Genomic DNA, 15,901 nt, shown 5'->3' on the forward strand with positions numbered 1-15,901 from the left:
CATTCAACCCATGAGTGGAATGATCTGACGCATTCGGGAGCAAGCCCCCTCCCACAAAGGCAAGGCGTTTCATTTCACTTCCGGCGGCGTAGTAAAGGTGTGATACGGCGCCGGCGACGGCACGCTCCACTCCAGGCCTTCGGCGCCATCCCACGGTTTGGCCGGGGCCGGCGCGCCACCGCGAATGGTCTTGATCACGATGAACAGAAAGAAGATCTGCGTGGCGCCGAACATGAACGCGCCGATCGAGGAGACCATGTTGAAGTCGGCGAACTGCAGGTTGTAGTCCGGAATCCGTCGCGGCATCCCCGCCAATCCCACGAAGTGCATCGGGAAGAAGGTCAGGTTCATGCCGACGAACGACAGCCAGAAGTGCAGCTTGCCGAGGGTTTCGTCGTACATGTGCCCGGTCCACTTCGGCAGCCAGTAATAGGCCGAAGCGAAGATCCCGAAGATCGCCCCCGGCACCAGTACGTAGTGGAAATGCGCGACCACGAAGTAGGTGTCCTGGTACTGGAAGTCCGCCGGGGCTATGGCCAGCATCAGCCCGGAAAAACCGCCGATGGAAAACAGGATCACAAACGCTACGGCGAACAGCATCGGCGTCTCGAAAGTCAGCGAGCCTTGCCACATGGTGCTGGCCCAGTTGAACACCTTCACCCCGGTCGGCACGGCGATGAGCATGGTCGCATACATGAAGAACAACTCGCCCACCAGTGGGATGCCGACCACGAACATGTGGTGCGCCCAGACGATGAACGACAGGAACGCGATGCTCGCCGTGGCGTAGACCATCGAGGTGTAGCCGAACAGCGGCTTGCGCGAGAAGGTCGGGATGATCTGGCTGACGGCGCCGAAGGCCGGCAGGATCATGATGTACACCTCGGGGTGGCCGAAGAACCAGAATACGTGCTGGAACAGCACCGGGTCACCGCCACCGGCGGCACTGAAGAAACTGGTGCCGAAGTGGATGTCCATCAGCATCATCGTCACGCACCCGGCCAGCACCGGCATCACCGCGATCAGCAGGAACGCGGTGATCAGCCAGGTCCAGACGAACAGCGGCATTTTCATCAGGGTCATGCCGGGGGCGCGCAGGTTGAGGATGGTGGCGATCACGTTGATCGCGCCCATGATCGAACTGATCCCCATCAAGTGGATAGCGAAAATGAAGTAGGTGACGCTTTCCGGCGCGTAGGTGGTGGACAGCGGGGCGTAGAACGTCCAGCCGAAGTTCGGCCCGCCACCGGCGGTGAACAGGGTCGAGACCAGCAGCAGGAACGCCGCCGGCAGCAGCCAGAAGCTGAAGTTGTTCATCCGTGGCAGGGCCATGTCCGGCGCGCCGATCATCAACGGGATCATCCAGTTGGCGAGGCCGACGAACGCCGGCATCACCGCGCCGAAGACCATCACCAGGCCGTGCATGGTGGTCATCTGGTTGAAGAACGCCGGTTCGACGATCTGCAGCCCGGGCTGGAACAGCTCGGCGCGAATCACCATGGCGAACGTGCCGCCGAGCAGGAACATGCAGAACGCGAACCACAGATACAGAGTGCCGATGTCCTTGTGGTTGGTGGTCAGCACCCAGCGCATCAGGCCTTTGGCGGGGCCGTGGGCGTGGTCGGCATGACCGTGGTCATCGATTACAGCGCTCATGGCCGGTCTCCTTTACGTGAGTGGACGGGGCGGGCCGGGGCGCATTGCCCCGACCGATTCACGAAGTACGCGATAGACCGGCTCATTTGCTTTCCGCCTGTTTGAGCTCCAGCACTTCTTTTGGCGTGACCATGTCGCCCTTGTTGTTGCCCCAGGCGTTACGTTCGTAGGTCACGACCGCTGCAATATCGACTTCCGACAACTGCTTGCCGAACGCTGCCATGGCGGTGCCGGGTTTGCCGAAGTACACGCGGTGCAGGTGGTCGGCTTTGGGCCCGGTGGCAATCGGCGAGCCCTTGAGCGCCGGGAACATCGGCGGCAGGCCCTGGCCTTCGGCCTGGTGACAGGCCACGCAGGTGGTGTGATAGATCTTGTCGCCGCGCTCTTTAAGCTCGTCCAGCGTCCATTCCTTGCTGGTCAGCTCCTTGAGCTGCGCGGCTTCGGCTTTGCGGTCGGCAAGCCACTTGTCGTAATCGGGCTTCTCTTTGACGTCGACCACGATCGGCATGAAGCCGTGATCCTTGCCGCACAATTCGGCGCACTGCCCGCGGTAGATGCCGGGCTTGTCGATGCGGGTCCAGGCTTCGTTGACGAACCCGGGGATCGCATCGCGCTTGACCGCAAAGGCCGGCACCCACCACGAGTGGATCACGTCGGCGGAAGTCACGAGGAAGCGCACCTTGGCGCCGACCGGCAGCACCAGCGGCTTGTCGACTTCGAGCAGGTAGTGCTCGCCCTTGGCTTCCTTGTTGTGGATCTGTTCGGCGGGGGTGGCCAGGTTGCTGAAGAACTCGACATCCTGACCGAGGTATTTGTAGTGCCACTTCCACTGATAGCCGGTGATCTGGATATCGATATCCGGCTCACTGGTGTCGTACATGCGGATCAGGGTAGCGGTCGCCGGAACCGCCATCGCCACCAGGATCAGCAGCGGCACGACAGTCCAGAGAATCTCGACGGTGGTACTTTCGTGGAATTTTGCGGCGACCTGCCCGGTCGAGCGACGATGCACGATCATCGACCAGAACATGGCGCCGAAGACGATGATCCCGATCACCACACAGATCCAGAAAATGGTCATGTGCAGGTCGAATACTGCGTGACTGATTTCAGTCGCTCCAGGCGCCATATTCACAGTCCAGGCCGCTTGAGCCGGGCTGAAAATCGACCACAACAGGAGGCCCATCCAGACGTGTGGATGTCGCATCATTGCGGGTTCCCCTTATCGTTCTTGTTATCCCGTAGGCGCAACGCCTTCGGCAAGGGAGCGGCTGCATCAGACTACGAACTTGAATCGCCGGGCCTTGCTGCGTGGGCAGTCGGGCGTCATCAGCTAACTCCATTCAATGGCGAGTATAGACAGCCACCGGGAATTGCAATGTCGACGCGTAAATGATCTGAAACAGCCGGGGCTTGCGCTCAAGGGTACGAATGGAGAAGGATGCAGACGAGTGGTGGCGAACCGATATAACGCTGCTGCATCAAGGATGAAATAATTATGACAAATGCGTCTTAGCATTTTTCGTAAGCCAGCTAAGTTATGTCTTCCCTATTTCATTGCCTTGTTCCCTGGAGTTTTCATGAACACCGCCGCATTGCGCGAGCAGATCCAAAAAGCCCGACAGACCGAAAACGAAACCGGACGGCTCAAGCGTCAGCTGGAAGCCAAGTTGCCTCATCTGCATTCGGCCATTCAGTTGCCGGACGCTAACCGCGAAGACGCGTTGACGAGTTTTGTCACCGCCTATATCGATGAAGTACCAGACATGCTGGACGCAGCCAATGAAGTTGCCAGGGAAGCGGGAATCGAGTCGCAGATCAAACCGGTGCTGAAAATCGCCGAGCAGTATTTCCTCCAGCCGCCGGTCGGCCTGGACAGCCTGCTGGATGAAGCCTATCTGGCGCACCGCTTTGTCGAAGAGGTCAACGACCTGTACATCAAACACCTCGGCCAGCCACTGATCCCCTTGGACATGACGGTCGCCAACCTGATTGCTCACCAATTGCTCGGTGAGGAATTTGCCAATCAACTGGACGAAGTGGTGCATCACGCCATCGACAAGATGCTCGACGACGATAGTTTTGCCCTGGAATCGGTAGAGGCCTACCGCGACAAACTGAGCAGCCCGGATACCGGTGCCGCGTGGAAGCGCTGGCCGTGCATGGGCCGTCGCTTGGGGGTGGGCCTGGAGCTGGATCAGCCAGCCGCCTGATTCAAAGCCCGGTACAAATCCCAATTGTGGGAGGGGGCTTGCTCCCGAAGGCGATGGGTCAGTCAATATCAATATCGACTGATCCATCGCCTTCGGGAGCAAGCCCCCTCCCACAGGGGTTCTTTGCAAGCGGGGGATTTAACCAGCCGCACCGATCCCGGTATTGGTCCGAATCCGTCCCTCAAGCCGTCGCTTCAACCCGCGCGACTCGATCACCAGCTTCGACCCCTTGGCCGCATTCGCCCGGCCCCACTCTTCCAGCAATTCCAGACATGAATGGTCGATGTAGCTCAGGTTATTGAGCGGCACATGCACTGTCGTGCCCTGCGGAATACTGCCCAGCACCTGGGTCAGCGCCGGCACCTTGAGGAACGTCGCCGCGCCCACCAGACGCAATTCCATCTCACCGTCCTGCGGCAGATCGATCAGGCTGATCTTCAATCGCGAAGCCTTGAACGCCAGTTTCAACATCGTCAAACCGAAACCGATCAACACACCGGTCAGCAGGTCGGTGAAGATGATCGCCAGCGCCGTGGCGGCATAGGTGAACATCGGCATCCGCCCGTAACGGCCCAGACCACGAAAGGCCTTGAGGTCCACCAGTTTGAACCCGGTGTACACCAATACGCCTGCCAGGCTCGCCACCGGAATGCTTTGCAGCACGCTCGACAGCAACAGCACGAACGCCAGTAGCCACAGACCATGGAAGATCGTCGAGTAACGGGTGGTTGCACCGGCCTGGACGTTGGCCGAGCTGCGCACGATCACCCCGGTCATCGGCAGCGCACCGAGCAGACCGCAGAGCATGTTGCCGACACCTTGCGCCGACAGCTCACGGTCGAAGTCCGAGCGCACACCGCTGTGCATGCGGTCTACAGCCGCTGCAGACAACAGGGTTTCGGCGCTGGCAATGAACGCCACGGCAAAAGCCGCAATCAGCAGGGTTGGATCAGCGAGGCTGAGCAAGTCCGCCGGTTTCAGCCAGTCGATGGCTTCGGCCAGATTCTCCGGCACCTCGACCCGTTTAACCTGCAACGCCAGCAACAGGCTGGCGCCGGTCGCCAGGCCAACACCGAGCAGCGCACCGGGAATGAAGCGCAGCGAATGCGGGCGAAACTTCTCCCACAGCCACATCACCGCAATGGTCGCCAACCCGAGCAAGCCGGCCTGCCAGCCGAACGACGGCAAGGCCTGCGCCACCGCTCCGGGGAACGCCGTCAGGTTATCCAGCCCGGACGGTTGCGGCTTGGCATCGAGCATCACATGCACTTGCGAGAGCACGATCAACACGCCGATCCCGGCGAGCATGCCGTAGACCACCGCTGGCGCCGTGACCCGAAACCAGCACCCGAGCTTCAGGCGCCCGGCCACCAGTTGCAGGAAACCCGCTAGCAACAGAATCGGCCCGAGCATCTCGATCCCGTGCTGGCGCACCAGCTCGAACACCAACACCGCCAGACCGGCCGCCGGCCCGCTGACCTGCAATGGCGAGCCTGCCAGCCAACCCACCACCAGACCGCCGATGATCCCGGTGATCAGACCTTTGGCCGGCGGCAACCCGGAAGCGATCGCAATGCCCATGCACAACGGCAGCGCGACCAGAAACACAACCACCGAAGCCAGCAGCTCCCGTGGCAACACCGCTTTCAATTGAGCAGCACGCATGGTGACTCTCCCGAAGTTTTCTTCAGGCATGGCTTCGCCGAACCGCTGAAACAGCGGCCGGCATCAAACCACACAGATTTTTAGGAGGATTTAGAAGCGCGCTTTGGGCGTCGCCACCGGAATCGGATGGCTGCCGTCGAGCGGCAGGAAGCGTCCCTGATCCGCGTCGTAAGCCTTGATTTCGCTGGTTTCGATGTTGTAGACCCAGCCATGGATGAACAGTTGACCGTTCGCCATGCGTGAGGCTACCGAAGGATGGGTACGCAAGTGCTGCAGTTGGGCGATGACGTTCTCCTCGGTGAGGATCGGCATGCTTTCTTTTTCGTCGGTGCAGTTACAGTTTTCGTGCACCATGGTTTTTGCCACTTCGGCGTGGCGCAACCAGGCTTTGACCGTCGGCATTTTTTCCAGGCTGTCCGGATTGAGCACTGCGCGCATGGCACCGCAATCGGAGTGGCCGCAGATGATGATGTGTTGCACGCCCAGCGCCAGTACCGCGTATTCGATGGCAGTGGAAACGCCACCGTTCATCTGGCCGTAAGGCGGCACGACGTTGCCGACGTTACGGGTCACGAACAGATCGCCTGGCGAACTCTGGGTGATCAGCTCGGGCACGATGCGCGAGTCGGCGCAGGTGATGAACATCGCCCGTGGCGATTGCGCCGTGGCGAGTTTCTTGAAGAGTTCTTCCTGCTGCGGGAAGACCTCATGATGAAAATGCAAAAAGCCGTCAACGATCGTTCGCAGCGCTGCATCGGCGGATTCCGCCCCAGGGACGGCTTGCGCCGACGCAGCCAACGGCTGTTTATCCTTGTCACTCATGATTCATCCTCTTTGGCGGATTCGGGGAGTCGTTCCCGTGTATTCCGGTATGAAGCCAGTGGCTGTTTAAAACATCCGGGCCATCCCGACCCGTCAGTCACTCGATGAACAAGGTAGCTGCCGAAACTTAACTCAAACTGAATCAAGCGCTCTAGAACGTGTGTTCCAGGTCACAAAAAACGTGACTGGCGTGTTTCGACGCAAGGATTCCAACCCTCAACCCTCAACCCTCAACCATAAGCCAATTGTCGCTAAATCAACGACATGTGGCGACCCGGCGGACAGAAGGCTGCGCGATCAAGCTGAAGAATTTTTTATCTATGTCATTTGATAATGAGGAGGAAGTTAGTATTAGTTGGCTTGAGTCTCATGTTAGTTGTTCTGTTTGTAGTCGAGTTTATTATTTTGAAATGACTAAGTTGTTGTGGTTCAATCGTTTTATTCCTATAGTTTTTTGGCGGGCATGATTAGTGTGTCCGTCTAATTAATTATTCAGGGATTGAAAAAATGACAACTCAAACTACTTTTGTTACTACCATGAATGCATTGCGCGAATTTCATAAAGCAAGTTGCGATCATACGCCTGGGGCGCGCCGCCAAGTTCTGGCCAAACCGGTTTATCCAACCGTTTCTGCGCTCACTTCGCTGACCCCGGAAGAAGCCGCGGCGGTTGAAGGCTTGAAAGAAGATTCGCAAAGAAACGGTGCCGTTAACACCAATGAAATTCAGAATCAGATCACCGCGGACACCGAGCGGTTCAAGGAAAGCGGTGGTGGTGACGCTGCCAGCGAGGAGTTCAGGAAGCGTATGGAGGAGAAGCGTGCAGCGCAGAAAGAATCTTCCAACAAAATGATCGATGATATGTTCGATAAGGCAATTGGCATTGGTGAAAAGTATCCAGCGACTCAGGGGGCAATCCTTTCTGTGTCGGACCAGATCATGGCGTTTTTCAGCAAGTTATACAACGAGATCTATTTCTGGGTCAGCAATATTGTTGAACAGTTTGTCGAATGGGTGAAAAACGCTTGGGAAAACATCAAGAATACCGCCCGACGCATCGTCGACTGGATCGGTAACTGGTTCAAGTAAATAGCTTCTCCGAATCCGGTAGATCTAATTAATCGCTTGATGGAGCCAGACTCCCTCAGGCGATTTTTTATTGTTTGCGATCTGCCTACAGCAGAGCCATTTGTGCCCCTGGCGGACAGAAGGCCGTGCAGTCGAGGTTATAGCCCTCACGATGGTTTAAACCGAGACGTTTAATGGCTTTGGCGAAACGTTGCGCCAGCAGGTCGGCGAACGGCCCCTCGCCGCGCATCCGCGCACCGAACCGGCTGTCGTAGAGCTCACCGCCTCGGCTCTGGCGGATCAGGCTCAGGACATGGGCCGCACGCTGTGGATAGTGCGCCTGCAGCCATTCCTCGAACAGCGGCGCCACTTCCAGCGGCAAGCGCAGCATCATATAGGCGGCACTTTGTGCACCGGCGGCATGTGCCTCGGTCAGCAGGCTTTCGATTTCGCTGTCGTTGATCATAGGGATCATCGGCGAACACAGCACCCCCACCGGAATGCCTGCTTCGCGCATCACCCGGATCGCCCGCAGCCGTGCTTTCGGTGCAGCGGCACGGGGTTCGAGGATGCGTTTGAGTTCATCGTCCAGCGTGGTCAGGCTGATCATCACCGTCACCAGCCGTTGCTGCGCCAGCTCGGTGAGCAGGTCGAGGTCGCGCAAAATCAGCGAACCTTTGGTGACAATGGTTACCGGGTGCCGGTAGCGCAGCAGCACTTCAAGAGTCTGCCGGGTGATCCTGTGCTCGCGCTCGATGGGCTGATACGGATCGGTGTTGGAGCCAAGATTGATCGGCGCGCATTGGTAACCGCGTTTGCTCAACTGTTCCTCAAGCACCTGGGCGGCGTTGGTCTTGGCGATTAGCCGAGTTTCGAAATCCAGCCCCGGCGACATGTCCCAATAGGCGTGGCTTGGTCGCGCATAGCAATAGATGCAACCGTGCTCGCAGCCGCGATAAGGATTGATCGACCGATCAAAGGGCAGGTCCGGCGAGGTGTTGCGGGTGATGATGGTTTTCGCGGTCTCGATCATCACCTCGGTGTTCTGCGTTTCGGGCACTTCCTGATACCAGCCGTCATCCTCGGCCACCGAACGGTTCGGCGCAAAGCGGTTGTGCGGGTTGGTCGCGGTGCCGCGGCCGCGCGGTGGCAATGGAGTAGACATGAAAACGCCCCGATACTGTGTGCATATACAGTATCGGGGCGTTGCTCATCTGGCTAGTGCCGTCGGGCGACTGGTCAGTTGTGTTGCGTGACCTGACCGAGGTCATCGCCGGAGGTGTGCTTCATATCCTCCTTGCGTAGTTCGGCAACGTCAGTGGCTTTCACCGGCGCCCCTTTGTTGCCCCAGCTGCCACGGATGAAACTCACCACATCCGCCACTTCCTGATCCGACAACCGCCAGGCGAATCCCGGCATGGTGAAGGTCGACGGTGCAGTGTGTGTCGCCGGCAGGGTGCCGCCCTTGAGCACGATGTGGATCAGCGATGTCGGATCCTCCGATTGCAGCACCGGATTGCCCGCCAGCGCTGGGAACACCCGGGTGTAGCCGTGGCCGTCGGTACGGTGGCAGGCCGCGCAGTTGTCGATGTACACCGCTGCGCCACGCTGGCTGTCGTCGCCGTTCCACAGGGCTTTGGCCGCTTTCTCATCGTACTGGTGCGGCTGATCGTTCGGATCAGTTGCGGGCAGCGACTTGAGGTAGCGGGCGATCGCAGTGAGGTCGGCATCGGTCATGTATTGCATGCTGTGGGTGACCACATCGCTCATGCCGCCGAACACTGCGCTTCGGTCGCTGCGGCCGGTCTTGAGGAATTGCACCAGTTGCTCTTCGCTCCAGCTGCCCAGGCCATCCTTGTGGTCACCGCGCAGACTTTTGGCGATCCAGCCTTCCAGCGGCGCACTGCCGGCGAGGAAGTTGTTGCCGTCCGCCGCGCTCAGGGATTTTTCCTGCATGGTCAGCGCCCGTGGCGTATGGCAGGCGCCGCAATGGCCGAGGCCTTCGACCAGATAGGCGCCACGATCGATCACCGGATCATCCGAGGTGGCCTTGTAGTCCTCGACCTTCGGCGCAAACAGCCAGCGCCAGCCCATCAACGGCCAGCGCATGCTCAGCGGCCATGGAATGTCGCTGGCCTTGTTCTCCTGCGCCACTGGTTCGACGCCGTGCATGAAGTAGGCGTACAGCGCCTGCATGTCGGTTTCGCTGACACGGGCGTAGGACGGATACGGCATCGCCGGGTACAAGGTACTGCCGTTTTTCGCCACGCCATGGCGCACGGCTTTGTCGAAGTCCTCAAAGCTGTAATCGCCGACACCGGTTTGGTGCGGGGTGATGTTGGTCGAGTAGATCGTGCCGATCGGCGTTTCCATCGGCAGGCCGCCGGCGAACGGCTTGCCGCCCTTGGCGGTGTGGCAGGCCACGCAGTCACCCGCGCGGGCGAGATATTCGCCTTGTTTGATCAACGCCTGATCAACGTCGGCGGCGTGTACAGCAGCACTGCCAAGTAGGGCCAGGGTGGCGATAACGAGATTTTTCATGGTCATCGCTCCTTAAGCCTGAACCAGCGGGCCGGGGTTTTTCAGGTACTGCTCGCGGATCGCCTTGGCCGACCAGTAGGTCAACGCCGCCACCAGCCCGGTCGGGTTGTAACCCAAGCCTTGCGGGAATGCCGACGCACCTGGCACGAACACGTTGTGCACGTCCCAGCTCTGCAGATAACGGTTCAGGGCACTCTTCTTCGGATCGGTGCCCATGATTGCGCCACCGTTGAGGTGGGTGGTCTGGTAGGCCGCAGTGTTGAAATGATCACCGACCTGCTTGCCGATCACCGCGATGGCTTTCGGGCCCATGGCTTGAGCGACCTTGCCCATTTTCTCGACCATGAAGCGGTTCATCTTGATGTCGTTTTCCTGCCAGTCGAAGGTCATGCGCAGCAGCGGCAAGCCGTAGGCATCGCGGTACACCGGATCCAGATCGAGGTAGTTGCCACGGTAGGACTGATGCGCGCCGTGGGCATCCATCGACACCTGGTGGGTGTAGTAATCGGCGGTCGCGCGTTTCCACTGGCTGCCCCAGGCCGGAGTGCCGGGCGGGTTTGAGGTGCCGGCAATCGGGCGGCTGCCCGCCTGGTTGACCCACATTGGCGAGCCGCCGACGAAGCCGTGCGGGCCGTGATCGAAGTTGTCGGCGTTGAAGTCATCCAGCGCCACACCGTTGCCGCCGGCACCGATGAAGTTGTTGGTGTGGGTGTCCTTGTCGAAGAACGCCTTGATGGTCGCCATGTTCTGGTAGGCGAAGTTGCGCCCGACCACGCCTTCGCCGCTGATTGGGTCGTACGGTTTGCCGATGCCCGAGAGCAGCATCAGGCGCACGTTGTGCAGCTGGAAGGCGCCGAGGATCACCAGATCCGCCGGCTGCTCGATCTCGCGGCCCTGGCCGTCGATGTACGTCACGCCGGTGGCCTTGGACTTGGTGCTGTCGAGGTTGACCCGCAGCACATGCGAGTTGGGCCGCAGCTCGAAATTCGGCAGTGGCTTGAGCGCCGGCAGAATGTTCACGTTCGGAGAGGCCTTGGAGTACATGTAGCAAACGTAACCGCTGCAGAACCCGCAGAAGTTGCACGGGCCCATCTGTGCGCCGTAGGGATTGGTGTACGGGCCTGAGGTATTCGCGGAGGGCAGGTTGTAGGGTTTGTAACCGACCTCTGTCGCCGCTTTGCCGAACAGCTGTGCGGAAACCGTATTCTTCTGCGCTTCCAGCGGGAACGGATTGGAGCGATCCGGTGCGTAAGGGTTACCGCCCTTGCCCTGACCGACCAGTTGGCCCTTCACGGTCCAGGCCTGGCCGGAGGTGCCGAAGACCTTCTCGGCGAAATCGAAGAACGGCTCCAGCTCTTCATAGCTGACGCCGAAGTCCTGGATGGTCATGTCCTTGGGGATGAAACTTTTGCCGTAACGCTCTTCGTAGTGGCTGCGCATGCGTAGCTCGATCGGATCGACGCGAAAGTGCACGCCCGACCAGTGCAAACCGGCGCCGCCGACGCCATTGCCCGGCAGAAATGCACCCAACTGGCGATTCGGCAGGGCGATGTCGTTGACGCTGTGGCGGATGGTGACGGTTTCTTTCGAGATGTCCTGAAAGAGTTTTTTCCGCACGCTGTAGGTGAGTTCGTCGATCACCTGTGGATAGTTGCCGTCGGGGTAGGTGTCCTGCATCGGCCCGCGCTCCAGCGTCAGCACGTTGAGCCCGGCTTCGGTCAGCTCCTTGGCCATGATCGCGCCAGTCCAGCCGAAACCGACGATCACTGCGTCGACCTTCTTCATTACGGTTGCCATGCTCAAGCCCTCTCGCCGCGAATCGAAACTGCCGGGAAGGGGTATTGCTCGTTGCGTTCCACCCAATCCATGAAATCGGCGCGGGCGCCGGGGAAGCCGATCATGGTCCAGCCGACCATGCCTTTATTGCCGCCGTGGATCGGGTCGCAGAAGAATCCTTCCTTGGTGTTTTGCAGCAGCAGGCTGAAGAAAATCTTCGCTGGAACCGCATCGAACTGTGGTTTGCCGGCTTCGAGCTGCTTGAGCAAATCTTCTCGGGTAGCGCTGTCTTGCTCAGCAAATGTTTTACCGTTGAGGGATTTTGCCCACTGATCCGTGGCAGCGATGCCCAGGCGATAGATCTCTTTTGGCACCAGTTTGCTCTGCCAGCCCATCTCCGGCGCGGCGTCGGCGTTGAACGGGCCTTGCATGTACCACAGGGCACCGGCGGCATACGGGGTGTTCATCTGGCGGTCGATGTATTCCGGCACGCCGGCTTCCAGAGCCCCCGGGCCTTGCTCGTCATTGGGGATGAGGTGTGCCACGGCGGCGTTGATGAAGGCCCATTCCTCGGCGGTGAAATAGCTCGGCTGATAAGCGCTGGCGTCAGCTTTGGCCGGTGTGGCTGCGGGCGTCGACGGGGCCGCTTCAGGCGCCGCTTGCAACACGCTGCTGCCCAGACCGCTACCGGCGAGGGTGACCACGGGAATCAGGGTCAGGGATTTGCGCAAGAACTCACGCCGCGGGTTGTCTCGATCTGCGTCAGACATGGGGGTGCACCTCATCAGGCATTGATGGTTGTCCGCCGTTTCTGCGAACGGCGTGAGCATTTTTTCGTCGCGGCGTGGCCCGGTGGTTGACCGGGAAAAGGGGGACGCCTGCAACATCGTGTGACAAATGGTAGCAGGCTATGCATCGGGTTGAACCGATTCAGCGGAAAAAGCTGCGGTTTTTTACCTGAGTGCTCAATGAAATCGCACGGATTCACGATTCTTTGACAAGTGCCTCACAGGGCTTTGACCGTCAGACGTGGAAGCTGCGAGGCCTTTCATTGATGAATTCCGATACGGTCAGCCCAGCATGTCTCGAGTGCGCCTTTTCCCTGCTTTGTGTTTGTCGCTTGTTGCCTTGTTGCACTTGATGCCGGCCCAGGCTGACGCCGCTGCAACATCGCGTCCCCCTGAATGGGCGCAACCGGTTGAAGTGCAGTACAACCTGTTCCAGATGTCGCCAACCCTCTACCGCAGCGCCTTGCCGGATGGCGGCGCAGTGCCGTTGCTGAAGAACCTGAAAGTGGCGACGGTGATCAACTTCCTGCCGGAAGCTGACAGCAGCTGGCTGTCCGAGCCGGGCATCAATCAAGTGCAACTGCCTTATCGCACCAACCATGTCGATGACGCCGATGTGCTCAAGACGCTGCGCGCGATTCAGGCTGCCGAAGCCAATGGACCGGTGCTGATGCATTGCAAACATGGCTCCGACCGCACCGGCCTGATGGCGGCGATGTACCGGATTGTGGTGCAGGGCTGGAGCAAGGAAGACGCGCTGAATGAAATGACGCAGGGTGGTTTTGGTGAAAGCGGCCATTTCAAGGATGGCGTGCGTTATGTGATGCAAGCCGATGTCGACAAACTGCGCACCGCGCTGGCCAACGGCGACTGCAGCACCAGTGCCTTTGCCACCTGCTCGATGAAGAGCTGGTTCCAGTCGGTCAACCTCAAGTAAGCCGCACCCTCCACGGCATTGCACCGTGGAGGGTCATGCGTCGGCTCAGTCTTCGGACTTTTTCTTCAGCTTCGGATTCGGAAAGAACTGCACGGCCTGGACGGTCTTGTCCGGCGCCGGCTTGAGCGCGCTGGTATTGACCCGCGTGCCCAGTTCCTTGGGAACCGACAGCCCTTGCTCGTTCAGCGTATCCGAGTAACCGCAGGCCACGCACTCACGGTGCGGCACGCTGTCCTCGTTCCACATCATCAGTTTGTCCGGCTCGCTGCACGCCGGGCAGACAGCCCCGGCGATAAAGCGCTTCTTGGTAATCACAGGTGCCTCACTCATGCTGCTGCGTCCTCACTCAGGCCGCTATGGCGCAAGAGTGCGTCAATCGATGGCTCACGGCCACGGAAGTCGACGAACAGCACCATCGGTGCCTGCGAGCCGCCACGCGCGAGAATCGCTTCGCGGAAGGCGCGCCCGGTCTCGGCGTTGAGCACGCCGTCTTCTTCGAACCTGGAGAAGGCATCGGCTGACAGCACTTCCGCCCACTTGTAGCTGTAGTAACCCGCGGCGTAACCGCCGGCGAAGATGTGCGCGAAGCTGTTGGGGAAGCGGTTGTACGCCGGTGGACGCATCACCGACACCTCGTCGCGCACGCCTTCCAGCACTTGCGCCACGCTGCGGCCATCACCGTGGGTGGCGTGCAGCTCGAAGTCGAACAGCGAGAACTCCAACTGCCGCACCATCATCAGCCCGGACTGGAAGTTTTTCGCCGCGAGCATTTTCTCCAGCAGGTCCTGTGGCAGCGGCTCGCCGGTTTCGTAATGACCGGAGATCAGCGCCAGGCCTTCCGGCTCCCAGCACCAGTTTTCCATGAACTGGCTTGGCAGCTCGACCGCATCCCACGCCACGCCGTTGATCCCCGAGACACCTGCGTGATCAACGCGGGTCAGCAGGTGATGCAGGCCGTGACCGAATTCGTGGAACAGGGTGGTCACTTCATCGTGGGTCAGCAGCGCAGGCTTGCCGCTGTCTGCCGGGGTGAAGTTGCACACCAGGTTGGCCACCGGGCTTTGCAGCACGCCGTCAGCGGTACGGCGGCGGTCGCGGGCGCCGTCCATCCACGCACCGCCACGCTTGTTGGCGCGGGCGTAGAGATCGAAGAAGAAGCGGCCGACGTGCTGGCCGTTTTCCTTGATTTCGAACAGGCGCACGTCCGGGTGCCAGGTGTCGAAGCCTTTCAGTTCGGCGATTTCGATGCCGTACAGACGCTGGACGATAGCGAACAGACCGCCGAGGACTTTATCGATCGGGAAGTACGCACGCAGGGTTTCCTGAGCGACGCTGTAGCGTTGCTCGCGGAGTTTTTCCCCGTAGAAACCGCTGTCCCAGCTTTGCAGATCGGCGCAGCCCTGTTCGGCGGCGTAGGCGCGCAGCTGCTGCAGGTCCTGCGCAGCGAACGGCTTGCTGCGCTTGGCCAAGTCGCGCAGGAAGCTCAGCACCTGATCACTGGACTCGGCCATTTTCGTGGCCAGGCTCAGCTCGGAGAAACTGGCGAAGCCCAAGAGTTTTGCCAGCTCCTGACGCAGGTCGAGGATCTCTTCCATCACCGGGCCGTTGTCATTCTGCCCGGCGTTCGGGCCTTGGTCCGACGCACGGGTGCAGTAGGCGGCATAGACTTCTTCACGCAGCGCGCGATCCTGGGCATAGGTCATCACCGCGTAGTAGCTCGGGAATTCCAGGGTGATCAGCCAGCCATCGAGACCTTTGGCCTGCGCGGCGGCAGCCATTTGCGCCTTGGCCGAATCAGTCAGGCCGGCGAGGGCAGCCTCCTCAGTGACGTGCTTGGTCCAGGCTTGTGTGGCGTCGAGCAGTTGGTTGGAGAAGCGGCTGCCCAGCTCGGACAGCTTGCTCTGCACTTCGGCGTAGCGCTTCTGTTCGGCTTCCGGCAGGTCGATACCCGACAGACGGAAATCACGCAGGGCGTGTTCCAGAATGGTTTTTTGCGCCACGTCGAAACCGGCGGCTTCCGGGCTGTTGGCCAGAGCTTCATAGGCCTGGAACAGTTCGCGGTTCTGGCCCATCTCGGTGGAGTAGGCGCTCAGGGCCGGCAGGCACGACTCGTAGGCTTCGCGCAGTTCGGCGCTGTTGCACACGGCATTGAGGTGGCTGACCGGACTCCAGGCAGCGCCGAGGCGATCGTTGAGTTCGTCCATCGCCAGCACCAGGCCGGCCCACGTCGGATTCTGGCCTTGGGTCTTGAGGATTTCGGCGATGGCGGCGCGGTTGTCGGCCAGGATCGTTTCGATGGCTGGCAGCACGTGTTCGGCACGGATCGTGGAGAACGGCGGCAGGTCGTAGGACTGCAGAAGAGGGTTGTTCACGCTCACGGTTGGCACCTTGGCTGGAAGAAACATGCGCCCATCTTAATTACAATCGACACTCAC

13 protein-coding genes are annotated in these 15,901 nt (G+C 60.0%); 3 read left to right on the forward strand and 10 right to left on the reverse strand.

Going from position 1 to position 15,901, the window contains the following annotated elements:
• Nucleotides 1–69 precede the first annotated feature (69 nt).
• Nucleotides 70–1,656, reverse strand: a complete 1,587-nt coding sequence (gene ctaD, locus KCG87_RS03480; protein WP_041074772.1) for a cytochrome c oxidase subunit I — start codon at nucleotides 1,654–1,656, stop codon at nucleotides 70–72.
• Between the two features lie 82 nt (nucleotides 1,657–1,738).
• Complete coding sequence (coxB, locus tag KCG87_RS03485; RefSeq protein WP_135294668.1) at nucleotides 1,739–2,866, reverse strand: cytochrome c oxidase subunit II; 1,128 nt, start codon at nucleotides 2,864–2,866, stop codon at nucleotides 1,739–1,741.
• A 370-nt stretch (nucleotides 2,867–3,236) separates the two neighbouring features.
• On the opposite strand from coxB, the gene KCG87_RS03490 reads away from it, so the two are divergent.
• Nucleotides 3,237–3,869, forward strand: coding sequence for a hypothetical protein (locus tag KCG87_RS03490; protein ID WP_210556169.1), 633 nt, complete (start codon nucleotides 3,237–3,239; stop codon nucleotides 3,867–3,869).
• A gap of 138 nt (nucleotides 3,870–4,007) precedes the next feature.
• Here the strand turns inward: KCG87_RS03490 and KCG87_RS03495 are convergent, their stop codons facing one another.
• Entirely contained in the window at nucleotides 4,008–5,534 is a 1,527-nt protein-coding gene (locus KCG87_RS03495; RefSeq protein WP_210556168.1) for a SulP family inorganic anion transporter, read from the reverse strand.
• Between the two features lie 90 nt (nucleotides 5,535–5,624).
• Nucleotides 5,625–6,356: a carbonic anhydrase gene (locus KCG87_RS03500; protein WP_098966495.1), complete on the reverse strand. Its 732-nt coding sequence runs from the start codon at nucleotides 6,354–6,356 to the stop codon at nucleotides 5,625–5,627.
• Between the two features lie 507 nt (nucleotides 6,357–6,863).
• Between KCG87_RS03500 and KCG87_RS03505 the strand changes: the two genes are divergently transcribed.
• Entirely contained in the window at nucleotides 6,864–7,445 is a 582-nt protein-coding gene (locus KCG87_RS03505) for a hypothetical protein (RefSeq protein ID WP_210556167.1), read from the forward strand.
• Nucleotides 7,446–7,530: 85 nt separating this feature from the next.
• Here the strand turns inward: KCG87_RS03505 and KCG87_RS03510 are convergent, their stop codons facing one another.
• The 4 genes from KCG87_RS03510 to KCG87_RS03525 form a co-directional block, all read right to left on the reverse strand.
• Complete coding sequence (locus tag KCG87_RS03510) at nucleotides 7,531–8,589, reverse strand: PA0069 family radical SAM protein (protein WP_210556166.1); 1,059 nt, start codon at nucleotides 8,587–8,589, stop codon at nucleotides 7,531–7,533.
• A 74-nt stretch (nucleotides 8,590–8,663) separates the two neighbouring features.
• Nucleotides 8,664–9,965 (reverse strand): cytochrome c, encoded by a 1,302-nt coding sequence (locus tag KCG87_RS03515; RefSeq protein ID WP_210556164.1) that lies wholly within the window; start codon nucleotides 9,963–9,965, stop codon nucleotides 8,664–8,666.
• A gap of 12 nt (nucleotides 9,966–9,977) precedes the next feature.
• Nucleotides 9,978–11,762 (reverse strand): GMC family oxidoreductase, encoded by a 1,785-nt coding sequence (locus KCG87_RS03520; RefSeq protein WP_210556162.1) that lies wholly within the window; start codon nucleotides 11,760–11,762, stop codon nucleotides 9,978–9,980.
• Between the two features lie 2 nt (nucleotides 11,763–11,764).
• A complete protein-coding gene (locus tag KCG87_RS03525; RefSeq protein ID WP_027610213.1) occupies nucleotides 11,765–12,511 on the reverse strand; it encodes a gluconate 2-dehydrogenase subunit 3 family protein in 747 nt (248 codons plus the stop codon).
• A 310-nt stretch (nucleotides 12,512–12,821) separates the two neighbouring features.
• Between KCG87_RS03525 and KCG87_RS03530 the strand changes: the two genes are divergently transcribed.
• On the forward strand, nucleotides 12,822–13,466 hold the full coding sequence (locus KCG87_RS03530) for a dual specificity protein phosphatase family protein (protein ID WP_027610212.1): 645 nt from the start codon (nucleotides 12,822–12,824) through the stop codon (nucleotides 13,464–13,466).
• Between the two features lie 45 nt (nucleotides 13,467–13,511).
• Here KCG87_RS03530 and KCG87_RS03535 read toward each other — a convergent pair whose 3' ends face one another.
• Entirely contained in the window at nucleotides 13,512–13,796 is a 285-nt protein-coding gene (locus KCG87_RS03535) for a YheV family putative zinc ribbon protein (RefSeq protein WP_007962808.1), read from the reverse strand.
• Nucleotides 13,793–15,871, reverse strand: coding sequence for an oligopeptidase A (prlC, locus tag KCG87_RS03540; RefSeq protein ID WP_167797057.1), 2,079 nt, complete (start codon nucleotides 15,869–15,871; stop codon nucleotides 13,793–13,795). Before prlC ends, KCG87_RS03535 begins: the two co-directional genes overlap by 4 nt.
• Between the last annotated feature and the right edge of the window lie 30 nt (nucleotides 15,872–15,901).

The sequence above is a fragment of the Pseudomonas sp. MWU347 genome (assembly GCF_017947305.1).
Lineage (GTDB): Bacteria > Pseudomonadota > Gammaproteobacteria > Pseudomonadales > Pseudomonadaceae > Aquipseudomonas > Aquipseudomonas putida_A.